The sequence below is a fragment of the Geodermatophilus sp. SYSU D00663 genome, from assembly GCF_054050655.1.
In genome coordinates this window covers 170,542-186,119 of record NZ_JBJGZT010000002.1, presented here as the reverse complement: position 1 = coordinate 186,119, position 15,578 = coordinate 170,542, and the positions used below count along the sequence as shown (strand labels likewise).

General features: G+C 70.4%; 13 protein-coding genes. 1 reads left to right on the top strand and 12 read right to left on the bottom strand.

Features of this window, described 5'->3' with window-relative positions:
* Positions 1-4: 4 nt before the first annotated feature.
* Positions 5-1,345, bottom strand: coding sequence for an oligosaccharide flippase family protein (locus ACI79Z_RS02370; protein WP_456901567.1), 1,341 nt, complete (start codon positions 1,343-1,345; stop codon positions 5-7).
* A gap of 437 nt (positions 1,346-1,782) precedes the next feature.
* The gene (locus tag ACI79Z_RS02365; RefSeq protein ID WP_456901566.1) at positions 1,783-2,649 is read right to left on the bottom strand and encodes a glycosyltransferase family 2 protein; all 867 of its coding nucleotides are present in this window, start codon (positions 2,647-2,649) and stop codon (positions 1,783-1,785) included.
* Positions 2,650-3,172: 523 nt separating this feature from the next.
* Here ACI79Z_RS02365 and ACI79Z_RS02360 point away from each other — a divergent pair.
* A complete protein-coding gene (locus ACI79Z_RS02360; protein WP_456901637.1) occupies positions 3,173-4,228 on the top strand; it encodes a glycosyltransferase family 4 protein in 1,056 nt (351 codons plus the stop codon).
* Between the two features lie 858 nt (positions 4,229-5,086).
* On the opposite strand, the gene ACI79Z_RS02355 is transcribed toward ACI79Z_RS02360, so the two are convergent.
* The 10 genes from ACI79Z_RS02355 to ACI79Z_RS02310 all read right to left on the bottom strand — a co-directional run bounded on the left by ACI79Z_RS02355 (position 5,087) and on the right by ACI79Z_RS02310 (position 15,504).
* On the bottom strand, positions 5,087-6,079 hold the full coding sequence (locus ACI79Z_RS02355) for a glycosyltransferase (RefSeq protein ID WP_456901565.1): 993 nt from the start codon (positions 6,077-6,079) through the stop codon (positions 5,087-5,089).
* A 232-nt stretch (positions 6,080-6,311) separates the two neighbouring features.
* Positions 6,312-7,673, bottom strand: coding sequence for an NAD(P)-binding protein (locus ACI79Z_RS02350; protein WP_456901564.1), 1,362 nt, complete (start codon positions 7,671-7,673; stop codon positions 6,312-6,314).
* Positions 7,674-7,732: 59 nt separating this feature from the next.
* Positions 7,733-8,716, bottom strand: a complete 984-nt coding sequence (locus ACI79Z_RS02345) for a glycosyltransferase family 2 protein (RefSeq protein ID WP_456901563.1) — start codon at positions 8,714-8,716, stop codon at positions 7,733-7,735.
* A gap of 69 nt (positions 8,717-8,785) precedes the next feature.
* Positions 8,786-9,853: a glycosyltransferase family 2 protein gene (locus ACI79Z_RS02340; RefSeq protein WP_456901562.1), complete on the bottom strand. Its 1,068-nt coding sequence runs from the start codon at positions 9,851-9,853 to the stop codon at positions 8,786-8,788.
* Positions 9,850-10,467, bottom strand: a complete 618-nt coding sequence (locus ACI79Z_RS02335; RefSeq protein WP_456901561.1) for an acyltransferase — start codon at positions 10,465-10,467, stop codon at positions 9,850-9,852. The genes ACI79Z_RS02340 and ACI79Z_RS02335 overlap by 4 nt, the downstream gene beginning before the upstream one ends.
* The gene (locus ACI79Z_RS02330) at positions 10,460-11,599 is read right to left on the bottom strand and encodes a DegT/DnrJ/EryC1/StrS family aminotransferase (RefSeq protein ID WP_456901560.1); all 1,140 of its coding nucleotides are present in this window, start codon (positions 11,597-11,599) and stop codon (positions 10,460-10,462) included. The genes ACI79Z_RS02335 and ACI79Z_RS02330 overlap by 8 nt, the downstream gene beginning before the upstream one ends.
* Positions 11,596-12,294: an acetyltransferase gene (locus tag ACI79Z_RS02325; RefSeq protein ID WP_456901559.1), complete on the bottom strand. Its 699-nt coding sequence runs from the start codon at positions 12,292-12,294 to the stop codon at positions 11,596-11,598. Before ACI79Z_RS02325 ends, ACI79Z_RS02330 begins: the two co-directional genes overlap by 4 nt.
* Entirely contained in the window at positions 12,291-13,451 is a 1,161-nt protein-coding gene (locus ACI79Z_RS02320) for a DegT/DnrJ/EryC1/StrS family aminotransferase (protein ID WP_456901558.1), read from the bottom strand. Before ACI79Z_RS02320 ends, ACI79Z_RS02325 begins: the two co-directional genes overlap by 4 nt.
* Positions 13,448-14,446 carry an NAD-dependent epimerase/dehydratase family protein gene (locus ACI79Z_RS02315; RefSeq protein ID WP_456901557.1) on the bottom strand — a complete coding sequence of 333 codons (999 nt, stop codon included), beginning with the start codon at positions 14,444-14,446 and terminating at the stop codon, positions 13,448-13,450. Before ACI79Z_RS02315 ends, ACI79Z_RS02320 begins: the two co-directional genes overlap by 4 nt.
* Positions 14,443-15,504, bottom strand: coding sequence for a Gfo/Idh/MocA family protein (locus ACI79Z_RS02310; RefSeq protein ID WP_456901556.1), 1,062 nt, complete (start codon positions 15,502-15,504; stop codon positions 14,443-14,445). Before ACI79Z_RS02310 ends, ACI79Z_RS02315 begins: the two co-directional genes overlap by 4 nt.
* Positions 15,505-15,578: the final 74 nt, after the last annotated feature.

Genomic DNA, 15,578 nt, shown 5'->3' with positions numbered 1-15,578 from the left:
GTGGCTATCTGCGGACGGCTCCCCGGACACGCGCCACGAGGTCCTTGCTCTCGCGGAGGAGCAGGACGACGTCGGATCCTCTGGGGACCGCGAACTCGAGCGCCGACAACGAGGTGACTCTCACGAACGCGACAACGGAGAAGAGGGAGACGGCGCTGGTCGCCACGAGGCCTGAGACGGCGGCACCCACCGCGCCCCACTGGGGTATGAGGAGCAGCCCTCCGACCAGGTCCGTGACAACGGCGACGACGAGGGACAGACTGCGCAGGCCGGGCCGCCCCCAGGCGGCGAGTCCGGCTCCCGTGACCAGTCCCGGGATGTTGATGACGGCTGCGGCCAGGAGGATCCAGGTCGCTGGCAGTGCCGCTGTGAACGCATCTCCGAAGAGTGGACCGATCCAGAAGGGCAACGTCAGGCCCACGACGAGGGACCCCATCAAACCCGCCAGCGTCATCACCCTTGACGTGGTCGCCACCCGGTGGGCATCGGCGACGCGACTGCTCACGCCGAACAACGAGTCCCTGACGGCGTGGGTCACGAGATAGGGGATGTCCGAGATCGTGTTGGCCACGACGAAGAGCCCCAACTCGGCCGCACTGGCCAGTGGCGTGATCAGCAGTGCGCTCAGCCGGGCGGCGATGATCCCGGCCATGGAGCCCAGCCAGGTACGGGAGCCGTAACCGAGCAACTGCCGGGTGAGTGGCGGATGACCGTCCGGGTCCTCCAGGTCCGCCGGGCCGTCGCCGGGACGGTCGACCACCAAGCGCCAGTACGGCGCTAGGGCCACGACTGATGCGATCGTCGACGTCACGATGACCGTCACCGGGGTGAGCAGGCCCAGGGCCATGAGGACGACGATCGCCGCAAGCCGCAGCAGCGAGGAGATGATGCGCTCGCCGGCGACCGCCAGCCACATCTGGCGGCCTGTGGCCGCGCCTCGCACCAGGCCGGCGAACAGACCCGGTAAGACGAGCCAAGACGCGAGTTCGATCAGTGCGGCCACCTCGTGGTCCCCGCCGGCCAGGGAGTCGGCGAAGACCACACTGAGGATGACGCCGATGAGCCCGGCGACGGCGGTCAACAGGCTCGTCGAGAGCAAGGCACGCCAGGTCGCGCGGGGTCGCTTCGCGAGAAGGAAGGTCAGGGCTTCGGGCAGCCCGAGACTGGCCGCGACCACGATGATCACCGAGGGGTTCAGTGCTGCGGCGAGGGCGCCCCGGCCCTCGACCCCGAGTGCCCGGGCGAGGAGGGGAGCGCTCACCAGACCCACCAGCGGCACCACGAGGCTCGATGCCGTCATCAGCGCGACGACACGCCGGAACGGGACCTCTTCCGCCAATGCCATCCCCGCGAGTCACCCCCCGTGACGCCCCCTCCGCGGCACGAGCTGCGAAGGAGGCTTGCCGGGAGAACCGGTGCCACCCGGACCTGCAGACGGCTGATCACCGACCTGCGTCGTTCCATCCGCGATGCGGATGCGCTGCGCAGCCTAGGGTCGAGTCACGGGCCGGATCCACCCGTCCCGACGCCGCGGCGCACGAGAGGCGTGCCCTGACGTCCGGGGCGCCGACCGAGCGAGTCCAGTGCCGGAGGCGGCACAGCGCGTCCCGGCAGCTCCGCCCACGCGTGCAGACGATCGTCGAGTGTCGCGACGTCGCCGCTGAGCTGCTTTCCCATCGACGAACGAGGCGTCTCATCGGGGTGGTGACGTCGGCTGCGACGACGCCCGCTCCTGAGCAGACGCGACCGAGAGCGGGCCGCGGCACAGCCGTTACCAGCCGGTCAGAGGCCGGACAGCGAGTGGATCACGCCGGCGTCCACGAGGTCCTGAGGGGACTTGTACCGCCGGGTCACGCCCGTTTCGACGACCTGCTCCGGGAGCGGACGTGCATAGGCCAGGTACTCGTCCGTGTGTCTCGCGGCCCAGTTCGGGTCGGTCATCCGCTCGATGGCCGACGACGTGAACTTGTAGTGGAGGATCGCCCCCCGGAGCGGCTCTCGCCCTCCGTTGAGACGACGAGGCCACAACAGATGAGCGACCCGGAGGAACACCGAGCTCCGACGCCAGTGCACCAGAGGGGTCTTGTTGAGCGCCGGCCCCTCCCAGAGGTTCTCGAAGAACAGCCTCCCCCGCACCCCACCCTTGATCCATCTCGCATCGGAGTCCCGGGCGTAGGCATGGAGGTATCCCGAGACGTCGTACGCGTCGCACACCTCGAGCGGATCCTGGCCGACGCGCACGGGTCGGGGCGCCACACCCTCCGTGCTGTACATGTCCAGCATGATCGTCTGGAGCGACCGCCGCCCCGCGCGTTGCAGCGCCGCACAGACCTGGGGCAGCGAGTAGTCGGCCGGGTGGTAGACGAGGAACTCGTCGGCGTCGACGAACAAGATCCATTTACCGATGCAGTAGCGCTTCAGGAGGTGGTTGACCCAGTCGGTCCCGTAGCGGGCCCTCTTGAAGTCACCCCGGGCGCGGAAGATCGACACGTCCGGTTCGTCGCCGAGCAGAGCCACAGTTCCATCCGTGGACTCGTTGTCGACGACGATGAAGTGGTCCACCCCGAGGCGGCGGTAGTAGTCCAGTAGAAAGGGGAGCCGTGGAGCTTCGTCCTTGACGACGAGCACGGCCACGACCCGCGCGGTCACCAGGTCTTCCGGCGATCTCACCACGGAGAGCTGTCGACCGATCCAGTGACTACGCGCATGGGCCACGACCGGTTCCCTGAACGCGAAACGCAGCCATTCACGGATCTCTGATCGGTCAGGCACAGCAAGACCCCCTGACGAGGCGCACAGACCGGCTCATCCCATCACACCAACAGCCCGTCGCAGTGCAATCCTGACCTCCTTCCTGTTCCGGTGTGCTGGCTCGGTGCTGTCCTCGAGCACATGGCCACGGCCGGGAGACGCGGATCTCGCACCCGTCGGGTGGCAGCGGAGGTCCCGAATGGCGTCACCTGTGACGCGGAGCGCCCACTAGAAAAGTCCTGCAGGGGTGACGCCGTCAGCACCTTGCCGCCCGCCTACGAGGTGGATATCTTTCGGCCGCCTTCATGCGCCTGCCGGGCCGGTCCCACGACGCGACCGCCCTTTTCATGGGAGCGAGGGCTCGTGACCCGACCGCCGAGCTGTTGCAGGCGCTGAGGAGCGGAGTCGGCTCGTGAAGATCATGCACCTGCTGAAGCACCGGGAGCCTGGCAACGGCCACGTGTGCATGGCGGTGGACCTGGCATGCGCACAGGCAGAGCGCGGTCATGACGTCGTCTTCGCAACAGCGGGCGGGACGTACGACGCCCTCTTGTCAGGGCACGGCGTCGAGGTCGTCGACCTCCCCGCCGCCGACGGGCCTGCGGGAGCCATCCGCCATGGATCATCGCTGGTGAAGCTGGCCTGGAGATCCCGGCCTGACATCATCCATGCGCACATGATGACGTCGGCAGTCCTGGGGTACGCCGCCTCGAAGGTGACGGCAGCGCCTCTCGTGACGACCATGCACAACTCGTTCGACGGCCATTCCGCCCTCATGCGATTGGGCAGGGTCGTCGTAGCGGTCAGCGAGGCCGAACGCCACCTGCTGCTGTCTCGCGGTTATCCGGCCGGGAAGGTCGTGACCATCCTGAACGGCGTTGTGGGCTCGCCGCGGGAGTCTTTGCCGGTTGGCCAGATCGGCCCCTTGGCGCGGCCGTGCGTCATCTCGGTGTCGGGTCTGCACGCACGGAAGGGCGTCGGAGACCTCATCACAGCGTTCGCCGAAGTGTCATCGGAATTCCCGGACTGGCACCTGAACATCGTCGGGGTCGGTCCCGACCGTGAGGCCTACGAGGCGATGGTCCACCACCTGGGCCTCGAGCGGTCGATCCACTTCCTCGGGTTCACGATCAACCCTCGGCCGCTGTTGCAGCAGGCGGACATCTACGCCATCGCGTCGCTGGCCGAACCCTTCGGTCTCACCGTCGCCGAGGCCAGGGCAGCCGGGTGCGCCATGGTGGGGACATCGGTCGGCGGCATTCCCGAGGTGCTTGAGCACGGACGGGCGGGCTTCCTCACCCCCCCGTCCGAGCCGGCGGCCATGGCCTCCGCCTTCCGGATGCTGATGCGCGACACAGACGTGCTCAGGACCTGGCGTGCCCATGCCGAGCGCGGAGTCGAGCACTTCTCCGTCCAACGCATGGCAGACGACTACGAACGGTTGTACAAGTCCTTGCTGGGCAGTGTCCGAGGCTGATGGGCGGCGCTCGACGCGGCCGGTACCGCGTACGACTCAGCGACACGGAGCATGCTGTCGGACACCGTCGAGGAGGTGTCCTGCCTGGGTGCACTGGCCGGGCACGGCCTGAGTCCCGAGATACCCCCACAGCCTGGGTCCCGTCGCCACGTCACCGCCTGGGTGTAGTGCTCACGGACGTTGTCGACACGCCGCGGCGGTAGTGGATCGGCAGGAAGGCCCCGGCGGAGTGGGGATGCCTGACGTCACCCGCTCGACCGGCGGCCTTCGTGGCCAACACCATGCCGCGCCTGTCGCCGTGGTCTAGTCTGCAGCTGGTCAAGCGTGTCCTGGCTGGTCGACCAGCCGCACACGTGGCCGGTATTTCCCGCGCCACCGCCTACAAGTGGCTGGCTACCGCCCCGAGAGTTGGCGTAGAAGTCACTGTTGTCGAACATCAGCGAACCGCTCGCTCGACTAGGGACTGGTGACGATCAGACCGCATTCCCGACAATGGTCGTAGCGGAATCCTCTGACCGTCCTGGACCGGACAGGGCATGCCGCAGGAGCGACCCCCGCGGAAAGCGCTCACGGAGATCCGCCCCAGGCTCGACAGGAGGGGTGAGGGACGGTGATCGCGGTGTTCGAGACGCTATCGCGACGCCTCGGCCGAGGCCGGGTGCGGTCAGCGGACCTCTGAGTTCCATCCTGGACTCGCCGAGGCTCGACGCGAGGATGACCGGCGCGCAGGTCTCGAGGCTGCCATCAGACAGTCTGCAGCCGAGTCGTGTCGTCGCCGGCCACACCGGACTTCAGAGAACGTCCACTGGAGAGGGCCCACCGACATCACGCGGCGACGAGCCCGGCACCCCTGGCGGGTCATCGCATGCGTCCGAAACGCTCTGCGACCAACCTCCGCGCCAGCCGGGACGGTGCGAGCAGCACGACGATGCACCAAGTCGCGATGAGCGCACGCTTCGCCGGCCCCTCGGGGCCCGGATGGAACACCGAGGCGACCGTGTCGCGGAGCATCCTCAGCCGTCCGTCTCCGGGCAGCGGCGTGGCACCGGACTGGAGCCGAAGGGCCGCCACTCGCAGCTGTAGGAGGAAGCGTCCGCGGAAGAGCAGGCTCTCGTCCTCTGGAGCTCCTCGTGCGCCTGCGACGCGGTGAGCGTAGCGATGCCGCCACAACGCCCGCTCCACCTCTCGCCCGAAGCGGGAGGGGTCGATGAGCAGGTCGCTGTCGTTCTCCCCGTGGAGTCGGTACGCCCCGAGAGGCTCCGCGATCGTGATGACGTCCCCGAAGTAGGGAGCGGCGACGAGGCAGGCCGAGTCGCTGAAGTCATCGCACGAGTCGTCGAGCGGGAATATCTGTTCCAGGAAGCTCCTGGCGTACGCGTTACCCGAGCACGGCGGGGTGGGGTAGGCCGTCGTCGTGTCTATCCAGTGCCTGATCTCCGCGGGTTCAGGCGGTTCGCGCAGTTCCGGGATCACACCTCCCAGCCGCCGCCCGTTTCCATCGATGCGTTCGAGTTGGTACTGGACCTTGCTCACCCCCTCGCGCCACACGCGACTGACCTGCCGTGGCAGCGCGGGGTACAGGACGTCGTCCGAGTCGAGGAAGACGACGACGTCACCTGTCGATGCCGCGAGGCCGCGGTTGTGCGCGACCCGCTGCCTGGCGTTCTCCTGCTCGATGACCGTGACACGGTCGGCGTAACGGGCGATCACCTCGCGGGAGCCGTCAGTCGACCCGTCGTCGACGACGACGACCTCCACGTCCGGCCAGTCGAGGGCGAGCGCACTCTCGATGGCCGGCCCGACGAAACGCTCGTAGTTGTAGTTGGCGATGACCACGCTGAGGCGCTTCATGAGAGTTGCTCACGGATGTGGGGCATCCCGGGTCCTCTCACGAGTACGAGGATCAGCTCCCTCCGGGACACGGTGGCTCGACCAGCGCGGGGAACCGCCCACGCCAGGAGGCACCCTATGGCGCTGGGAGCTGGCCAGGGGTGGGTCCGGGCGCCCGGCCGACGACGGACCCGGGCGTGCGATCGGCGGCTCAGGCGCATGGAAGGGCGCCGCGGCGCAGTCCCCACCGGTGTCACGTCGACGGTCGACGGCGGAGCACGTTCTCGGCCTCCACGGTCGAAGCCCGTGCCGTTGGCTGGTATTGGAAGCCGCCCTGACGACCGAGCGACTCGAGACCGAAGTCGCGCAGCGCCCGGATGGCGTCACGCGCCCGCTGACCGCTTCCCTGCGTGTAGATGGGGTACGCATTCTCGAGTACGTGACTCCCCTCGAGCCGCAGATCACCTCTGAAGAGTCCGTTGGCCCGGCAGTGCTCCCGGAAGTCACGCTCGGCGACGTCCACCGCGTCCCCTGTCTCGCGCCCCATGACCTCCGCCGTGAAGAACTCGCGCCCCTCGTGTTCCCCGTAGAAGTCGGAGTGGACGGTGACGCGCTTCCACGCGCCCTCGCGGGAGAAGTTGTAGAGGATCGGCGGTCCGAACCCCCGGTCTCCGCGGATGCTGAAGAAGAGGCTGACGAGGGTCACCGTCGGCAGGGGTCGGCCCGGTGGTTCCAGACCACACAGCTCCAAGGTGCGCTCGATCGGGATGGTGGACACGATCCTTCGTGTCCGCACCCGTCCCCGCTCGGCCTCCACCTCGTAGTCGTTCCCTACCTTGCGGACGCGGTGGAGCTCAGCGCCCAGTGAGAACGTCGCTCCTCGAGCCACGAGGTTCCTCACAGCCGGCTCGTAGAGGTGCCCGTATCCCTCCCGAGGTCGCACCAGTTGCCTGTTGCGGCTCGGTGCTTCCGGGTCGCCAGTCCACGACCGCAGGACACGCCGAGCGAGGTTCGGCAGGCTCGCTTCCTGCTCAAGCCACTGCAGCCGTGTGTGGGCGAACTCGAGGTCGATCTCCTCCGGCGGCAGCCCACAGAGCCGCTGCATGTAGTGGCCCAGCCCTGAGCGTTCGACGAACCGCGCACCCAGCAGGTGTTCCGCGAAGTCCCGCACGTTGGCCTGCCGCCTTCGGCGCGCACGCCCAGCGAGCGCGGACGCGACCATCCGTACGCACTCAACGGGGCCTGCTGCCAAGACGTCGTCTCGGATGGAGAACGGGTAGTGCGTCACCACGCCCTGCGGGTTCAGCCGCGCCCACGCGGGCTCGATGGGCACGTACAGCGGCAGGAGCTCGGGGAAGTGTGCCAGCAGCGGCGAGTCGTCCTGGAAGATCAGGCTGCCGATGTCGTAGGTGTACCCGTCGTACGTGCGGTCGATGTGATTGCCGCCCACGTGGTCGTACTCATCCAGGACGACGATCCGCTGAGCACCCTGCTCGAAGAGGACGGATGCGGAGACCAAGCCGCTGATCCCCGCTCCGAGCACGACGACGTCCACCACCGGATGGCTGTCGTACCGCGGCGTAGCCCCGTCGGCCGCGACTCCGTCCTCACCCATCGCCCCAGTCCTCGAGGAGTTCTGTGCCGGCGCCGTTCACCGGCGACGGAGGAGGTCTCTCAGACATCCCGTCCCGTCCAGACGACGTGCCAGCGCCTGGCCACCGGGGGCCTGCCCCGCAGTCCTTGGAACAGCAGGACCAGGAGCCCGACGAACAGGCGTCCGGCGGACTTCCACCGCCGTCGGACCACTGCCGTCAGCAAGCGCACCGAGCACCGGGCGATCCGCCGCACCTGGGCTATCCGCCATGCCCTCACGACCGCCCGACGCTGCTCGGGGGAGTTCAGCGGTGAAGCCCAGGTCTTGTAGCGAACCGTGTCGTGGCTGTGCCAGAACTCCGCTCGCCGCGTCGTCATCTGGCTGCCGTGCTGGCGGTACCAGGCGACCTGTTCGGCGACAGGGAGGTAGTGACCATGTCGGGACATCCGCGTGTAGAAGTCGACGTCCTCGACCTGCTTGAGGTCTTCGTCGAAGTACCCGACCGCGTCCACGACAGTGCGCCGGTGCAAGCCGACGGCCGGGGGCCACAAGGGCCCGACGACCAGCCATTCGGTGAAGTCGACGGGTTCCATCTCGCCCACCGCACGGATGACCCGCCCGCTCAACTTCCGACGAGATCGCTGCCGGTCCGAATGGAAGCCGGGCAACAGGGGGTCACCGCTCTCGTCCGTCCACTCGGCATAGCCGTATGCGCCGACAGCCGACGGGTCGTCCTCGAGTCGGCTGACCAGCACGCGCAGGGCATCAGGACAGAGGAGGTCGTCCGCGTCCAGGAAGGACACGAACTCCACGCTGGGTGAAAGGTTCCGGATCGCGGTGTTGCGAGCCCCCGGGAGTCCTCGGTTCGCCTGCCTGATGAGCCTCACACGCTCGTCCGACGCGGTGAACGCCCGGACGACGTCGACCGTGGCATCCGTGCTCCCGTCGTCGATGACGATGCACTCCCAGTCCGGGAGGGTCTGCGCCTGCACGGATCGCAGCGCGTCGGCGACGAATCGCTCCGCCTGGTAGGCAGGGACGACCACAGCCAGCCGGGGGACCACCACTCCACCACCTCTCGTCACGGAGACCCTGGAGCGTCCTGCCCGGGCAGGCCGGTGGAGAGCACGTCCTCAGACACCCAGGTAACGCCAGAGCCGCCAACGAGCGACGTCTCGCACTCGCCTCGCCGTCGCCGTGGTACGGATCCGGATGGTCGATCGCTGCGAGCCCGGCCACGACTCGGCCGCCCTCCACAGCCGCCCGTCCCGGATGTCCGGCCAGGTCTCGACAGCGAAGTCGAGACAGGCCTTGGCCTGCTTCCGGCTGTCCGGCAGTCCCTGCTCGAGCGCCAGGATCGCCGTGTGGACCGCTTCCCTGGCCAGCGCTCGGTGTGCCACACGCAGCAGCCTCTGCCGTTCCGCTTCGGCGAGGATCCCGGTCGCTCCATCCCCCAGGATCGAGTCGAACACCTCGCGGCGTGCGGTGGCGTCGTCGAGGAACGCGCCGAACACGACGACGTGCATGTTCTCGCCGTGGTCCCGGTAGAGCGCTTGGTCGGGCCCGTTGACACGGCCGACGTCGACGTGGAGCGCCGCCCGCAGCCACAACTCCATGTCGCCGGCATGTGGCATGTCCGGGTCGTAACCACCGAACTCGGTCATGACCGTGCGACGCATCACGACCTCCGGGCTCCACGCCGGGTTGCGGCCCCGCCGGCACTGGAGCCCGAGCCACTCGTGCCCCGACCATGTCGTCCACAGCGCCGGTCCACGACGAGGTCGCGGGGGCGTTCCCCGGAACTGCGGCGCATGACCGTAGGCCAGGCCGACCGAGGGATGAGCCTGCATGAGGGCGACGGCGCGGGTCACCGCCCCGGGCACGAGCAGGTCGTCGGCCGAGAGCAACACTGCAAACTCTCCGGTCAGCTCCGCGATGCCGCGGTTGTAGGTGGCGATGTGGCCCAGGTTCGTCTCGTTGACCAGCACCCGGACCCGGGGGTCGGTCGCGGCGATGGACCGGGCGACCTCGGCGGAATCATCAGGGGACGCGTCGTCGACGATGAGCACGTCCACGTCCAGACCGGGCTGGTCGAGCGCACTGTCCACCACTGCGCGCAGGTACCGGCCGTACCGATAGCACGGGATGAGGACGCTGACGCTGGCGGGGCCGGAGAGCGGCTGTGGCCGGTGGAACTTCACAGGCGCACCTCCTCGGGTACCGGGGCGGCTGACTGGACCGCGGGCGGGACGATCTGCACCACTCCGTCGCCGACGGACCCGTAGCTTCGTCCGCACGCGCACGAGAGGGTCTCGGGCAGCCGTTCCCCGCACGCACACACCCAGCCCCTGTGCGTGGCCGGGTTCCCGGCGACGAAGGAGTGCGGCGCGACGTCCCGGGTGATGACCGAACCGGCGGCGGCGAAGGCGTGCCGGCCGATCCGGGTGCCGCAGACGACGACGGTGCCGGCGCCGAGGGTGACGCCGTCCTCGACGACTGTGGGCAGCAGCGCGTCGGGTCCCTTCTTGACGTGCGCCCGCGGTCGCAGGTCGTTGGTGAAGACGACGCCGGGGCCGAGGAAGACGTCGTCGCCGACCTCGACCCCGTCGAATACCAGGACGGCGTTCTTCACGGTCACGCGGTCGCCGAGCCGCGCCCCGCCTTCGACGAAGGCGTGGTCGCAGATGTTGCAGTCCGCGCCGACGCGGGCGCCGGGCAGTACGTGCGCCCAAGCCCAGATCCGGGTGCCCGGACCCACGTCGTCGCTCTCGCACAGCCCGAGGGGGTGTACACGCACGCCGGCCGGATCACCCATGGCGGGCCACCCCGGTGACGAGCGCCTCGGCGACGCGCTCCTGCTGGGCGGGCGTGATGCCGGGGAACAGCGGCAGCGAGAGGATCTCACCCGCCGCCCGCTCGGCGACCGGGAAGTCGCCCGGCCCGTACCCCAGCGGGGCGAGCGCGCCGGTCAGGTGCACCGGCACGGGGTAGTGGATCCCGGCGCCGATGCCGGCCGCGTTCAGGTCGGCCAGGACGGCGTCACGAGCGGCCAGCCGCACGACGTAGAGGTGCCACACGTGCTCGTTGCCGGGCGCCACCGCCGGCAGCCGCACCCCCGGCACGCCGGCGAGCAGGTCCGCGTAGCGCTGTGCAGCGACGACCCGCTCGGCGTTCCACTCGTCGAGCCGCCGCAGCTTGGCCCGCAGCACCACCGCCTGCAGCGTGTCCAGCCGCGAGTTGAAGCCCAGCACCGGGTGCAGGTACTTGACCTCGCTGCCGTGGTTGGCCAGCAGCCGCACGGTCCGCGCGACGCCTGGGTCGTCGGTGGTCACCGCGCCCGCGTCGCCGTAGGCACCGAGGTTCTTGCCCGGGTAGAAGCTCGTCCCCGTCGCAGTGCTCCACCCGCCCATCGGCACCCCGCGGTGGGTGGCGCCCTGCGACTGCGCGGCGTCCTCGACGACGACCAGCCCGTGCCGGTCGGCGACCTCGCGGATCCGCGCCATCGGGGCCATCTGCCCGAACAGGTGGACCGGCAGCACCGCGCGGATCTCGCCGGCGACCTCCTCCAGCGCGTCCGGGTCGAGCAGCAGGTGCTCGTCATCGACGTCGACCGGCACCGGCCGCGCACCGGCGCGGAGCACCGCCTCCGCACTGGCCACGAAGGTGTTCGCCGGCAGCGCCACGGGGTCCCCCGCGCCGATGCCGGCGGCCCGGAGTGCGAACTCCAGTGCGTCAGTGCCGTTGCCGACCCCGACGCAGTGCGCACGACCGGTGTAGGTGGCGAACTCCTCCTCGAAGGCGGCGACGTCGGGGCCCTGGATGAAGGCAGTCGTGGCCAGCACCCGAGCGAACCCCTCGGCGACCTCGTCCGCGATGCGGTCCCGCTGGACGCCGAGGTCGACCAGCGGGACCGGGCGGGCCGTCACGGGACGGTCGACGGTGGTCACAGGGATGCCTCCATGAGGGGAGCCGGGGACGAGCTGAGCGGACGAGCAGGGTTACCGGCCCAGGTCTCGCCGGGCGGGACGTCGCGGAGGACGACGCTGCCCATGCCGACGACGGCGCCGGCGCCGATGCGGCGGTGCTCGCGGACGAGCGCGCCCGACCCGAGGTAGGCGGCGGCGCCGACCGAGACGCCGCCAGCCAGCCGGACGCCGGCGCCGAAGGTGGCTGCGTCGCCTACCTCGCCGTCGTGGGTGAGGACGACGTGCGGCATGACGTAGACGTGACGGCCGACGATGACGGCGGCGGTGAGGACGACGCCGGCGTGCAGGACGGAGCCCGCACCCACCGTGCTGTCCGGCGAGACACTGGCTAGCGGGTGTACCACGGTGGCCCACACCTCGGCGGGCAGCCCGAGCCGGTCGACCAGCCGCTGCCGGGAAGCGGGCGCTCCGGGATTGCCGACGCAGGCCAGCAACAGTGCGCCGCGGGTGGCGTGGCCAGCGGCCTCGGTGGTGGGTCCGAGGACGGGCACCCCGTCGATCGCCGTACCTGCACGCGCGGGATCGTCGTCGAGGAACCCGGCGACCGCGACGGGATCACCGCCAGCAGCCTGCGGGCACGCACGCAGCAGCTGGACGACCTCGCGGGCGGCACCACCCGAACCGAGGATGACCAGGGATCGCGCGGTCCTGCTCACCGCAGTGCCGCGCGGAGGGCGTCGACCACGCGGTCCTGGTCGGCCTCGGTCATCTGGTGGAAGAGCGGCAGGACCAGACTGTCGGCCGTGAGCCGCTCGGTAACGGGCAGCATGACCCGCGGCCGGTCGGCGTAGGCGGGCTCGAGGTGGGCGGCCATGATCCCGCGCCGGCAGGAGATCCCGGCCGCGCTCATCCGCTCGAGGACGGTGTCCCGGCCGACAGGGGCGCCCTCGGGCAGCAGCACCCAGCAGGACTGGAAGTTCGTCGTCCCCCACGGCGGGTCGGCGACCAGGCGCAGGTCCGGCAGGTCGGCCAGCAGCTCGCGGTAGCGGGCGGCCAGCTGCCGCCGCCGGGCGACCATCGAGTCCAGCCGGGTCAGCTGCACCTGGCCGATGGCCGCCTGCACGTCGGTCATGCGGAAGTTGAAGCCGGGCTCGAGGTACTGCTCGGGGGCCACGCGTCCGGTGGCGTGCCGGTCGGCGGCGCTGACGCTCATGCCGTGCTCGCGCAGCCGCCGGGCGCGAGCGGCGACTCCTGCCGAGGTGGTGGTCAGCATCCCGCCCTCCCCGGTGGTCACCAGCTTCCGCGGGTGGAAGGAGAAGGCGGCGAGGTGTGCGCCGGCGCCCACCGGCCGGCCGTGCAGGGTGCTGCCGATGGCGCAGGCGGCGTCCTCCACGACCGCGATCCCGCGCGGTGCCAGCAGGGCCTCCAGCGCCGGGACGTCGGCGGGGACCCCGGCCTGGTGGACGACGACCACGGCGCGGGTGCGCGGCGTCAACACCTCCTCCACCGTGGCCGCGGTCAGGTTCCCGGTGAGTGCGTCGACGTCGGCGAACACGGGCTCGGCACCCACGTAGCGGGCGGCGTTGGCGGTGGCGATGAAGGAGAAGGACGGGACCACGACCTCGTCCCCCGGCCCGATGCCGAGCAGGTGCAGCGCCAGGTGCAGCGCCGTCGTGCAGTTGGAGACGGCGACCGCCTCGGGAACGGCGACGCGGCGGGCGAAGGCGTCCTCGAACGCCTTGACCCGCGGCCCCTGCGCCACCCAGCCCGAGGCCACCGCCTCGGCAGCGGCCTCGGCCTCCTCCACACCCAGCCAGGGCTTCATCACCGGGATGGTCGGGAGTGCCGCCGCCGGCACGCCGACGACGGTCATGCCGGCATCTCCTGGGCCGGCGCCCGCTCGGCGCGCCACCACTCGACCAGGCCGCGCAGTCCCTCGTCGAGGCCGATCTGCGCCGTCCATCCCAGCTGCTCCCGGGCCGCGGTCACGTCGGCCAGCCGCCGGGTGACGGCGTTGACCTTCCGCGCCTCACCGTGCACCGGCGTCAGGTCCGAGCCCATGGCCGCCAGCAGCCGGTCGGCGAGCTCGCGCAGGCTGGTCTCGGTGCCGGAAGCGATGTTGAAGACGGCGTCGGTGACGTCGGCCTGCGCGGCCAGCAGGTTGGCGCGCGCGATGTCCTCGACGTGGACGAAGTCCATCGTCTGCAGACCGTCACCGAGGATCAGCGGCGGCTCCTCGGCGGCGATGCGCTCCATCCACCGGATGAGGACCTCGGTGTAGACGCCGTAGACGTCCATCCGCGGGCCGTAGACGTTGAAGTAGCGCAGCGCGACCGAGTCGAGGTCGTACATCGCCTTGAAGCTGCGCAGCATGCCCTCGTTGAAGGCCTTGGCCGCCCCGTAGAACGTGTCGTTGTTGTACGGGTGGTGCCGCTCGGTGGTCGGGAACTCCTCCGCGAGGCCGTAGACCGAGGCCGACGAGGAGGCGATCACCTTGGCGACGCCGTGCTCGGCGGCGGCCTCGAGCACCGTGAACGTGCCGTCCACGAGTGACTCCAGCGCCACCCGTGGTTGCTCGGCGCACTGGGTGATCCGCAGCGCGGCGAGGTGGAAGACGAGGTCCGTGCCGCGGGTCAGCTCGTGCACCAGCCCGACGTCGCGGATGTCGCCCTGCACGACCCGGACGACGTCGCCACCGCGTTCGAGGGCCCGCTCCAGGTTGGCCAACCGACCGCGGACGAGGTTGTCCAGGACGACGACCTCGGCGGCGCCGGCGTCGACGAGCTGGTCGACGACGTGCGAGCCGATGGTGCCCGCGCCACCGGTGACCAGCACCCGGCTGCCGGCGAGCTCCACCGCAGCACTCACGCCGCCACCTCCAGGCGGACCTGCTCCACCGGGACCGCGACGCCCCCGGCGCGGAGGCTGGCGCCGGCCGCCTCCAGCATCGCCAGCACCCGCAGACCCGAGCGCCCGTCGGTGAGCGGCGGTCGCCCCTCGGTGATCGCCGCGGCGAACTCGCCCATCATCGTGCGCAGTGCCTCTCTCTCGGGGAGGGCCGGGGCGACCATGTCCCCGATCCGGTAGGACACCCGCGTCTGGTTGCGGGCCTCCACGCCCAGCGCGCCGGGGTCGCGGGTCTCGATGGAGCGGTCGTAGACCGCCACCCGCTGGGTGGGGTTGAGGTCGTCCCAGACGACGGTGCGCCGGGAGCCGCCGACGATGGTCGTGCGGACCTTCGTCGGGGACAGCCAGTTGACGTGCACGTGCGCCAGCGCGCCGGAGCTGAGCTCGATCGACAGGTGCGCCACGCAGACCTGCCCGCAGCCGAGCGGGTCTGCGCCGTGCGCGGCCACGCTCACCGGGGTGACGCCGTCGGGGAGCAGTGAGTCGAGGATCGACAGGTCGTGCGGCGCCAGGTCCCACACGACGTCGACGTCGGCCTGGACCAGTCCCAGGTTGATCCGGACCGAGTCCAGGTACTGCAGCGTCCCGAGTTCACCGCTGCGCACCAGTTCGCGCAGGTGGGAGACGGCCGGCGTGTAGCAGTAGGTGTGGTCGAGCATGAGGACCAGCCCGGCTTCCTCGGCGGTCCGCACGAGCTTGGCCCCGTCGGGGAGGCTGGCCGCCAGCGGTTTCTCGACCAGCACGTGCTTGCCCGCCGCGAGCGCGGCCATCGCGATGCCGGTGTGCGTGGCCGCCGGTGTCGCGACGGCCACCGCGTCGACCGCCGGGTCGGACAGGACCGCGTCGAGGTCAGCGGTGGCCCGGACGGTGCTGTAGTCGCCGAGCACCGTGCGGGCACGGGCGACGTCGAGGTCGCACAGGTACTCCAGCCGCAGCGCCGGGGTGGCCTGTGCGTTGCGGACCAGGTTCGGCCCCCAGTAACCCGCGCCGACCACGGCGATGCCGATCGGTGTGCTCACGGTCGTCTCCCGTCTCGCAGTTCAGGATGCGTTCGGCATGGAAGAGGCCGCCAGCGGCCATGCGCACGCCATCT

Bases quoted from the DNA above. Each gene is read 5' to 3' on its own strand.
- ACI79Z_RS02350 (WP_456901564.1), bottom strand. From the start codon at position 7,673: ATGGGTGAGGACGGAGTCGCGGCCGACGGGGCTACGCCGCGGTACGAC.
- ACI79Z_RS02360 (WP_456901637.1), top strand. From the start codon at position 3,173: ATGCACCTGCTGAAGCACCGGGAGCCTGGCAACGGCCACGTGTGCATG.
- ACI79Z_RS02355 (WP_456901565.1), bottom strand. From the start codon at position 6,079: ATGAAGCGCCTCAGCGTGGTCATCGCCAACTACAACTACGAGCGTTTC.
- ACI79Z_RS02370 (WP_456901567.1), bottom strand. From the start codon at position 1,345: ATGGCATTGGCGGAAGAGGTCCCGTTCCGGCGTGTCGTCGCGCTGATG.
- ACI79Z_RS02335 (WP_456901561.1), bottom strand. From the start codon at position 10,467: ATGGGTGATCCGGCCGGCGTGCGTGTACACCCCCTCGGGCTGTGCGAG.
- ACI79Z_RS02320 (WP_456901558.1), bottom strand. From the start codon at position 13,451: ATGACCGTCGTCGGCGTGCCGGCGGCGGCACTCCCGACCATCCCGGTG.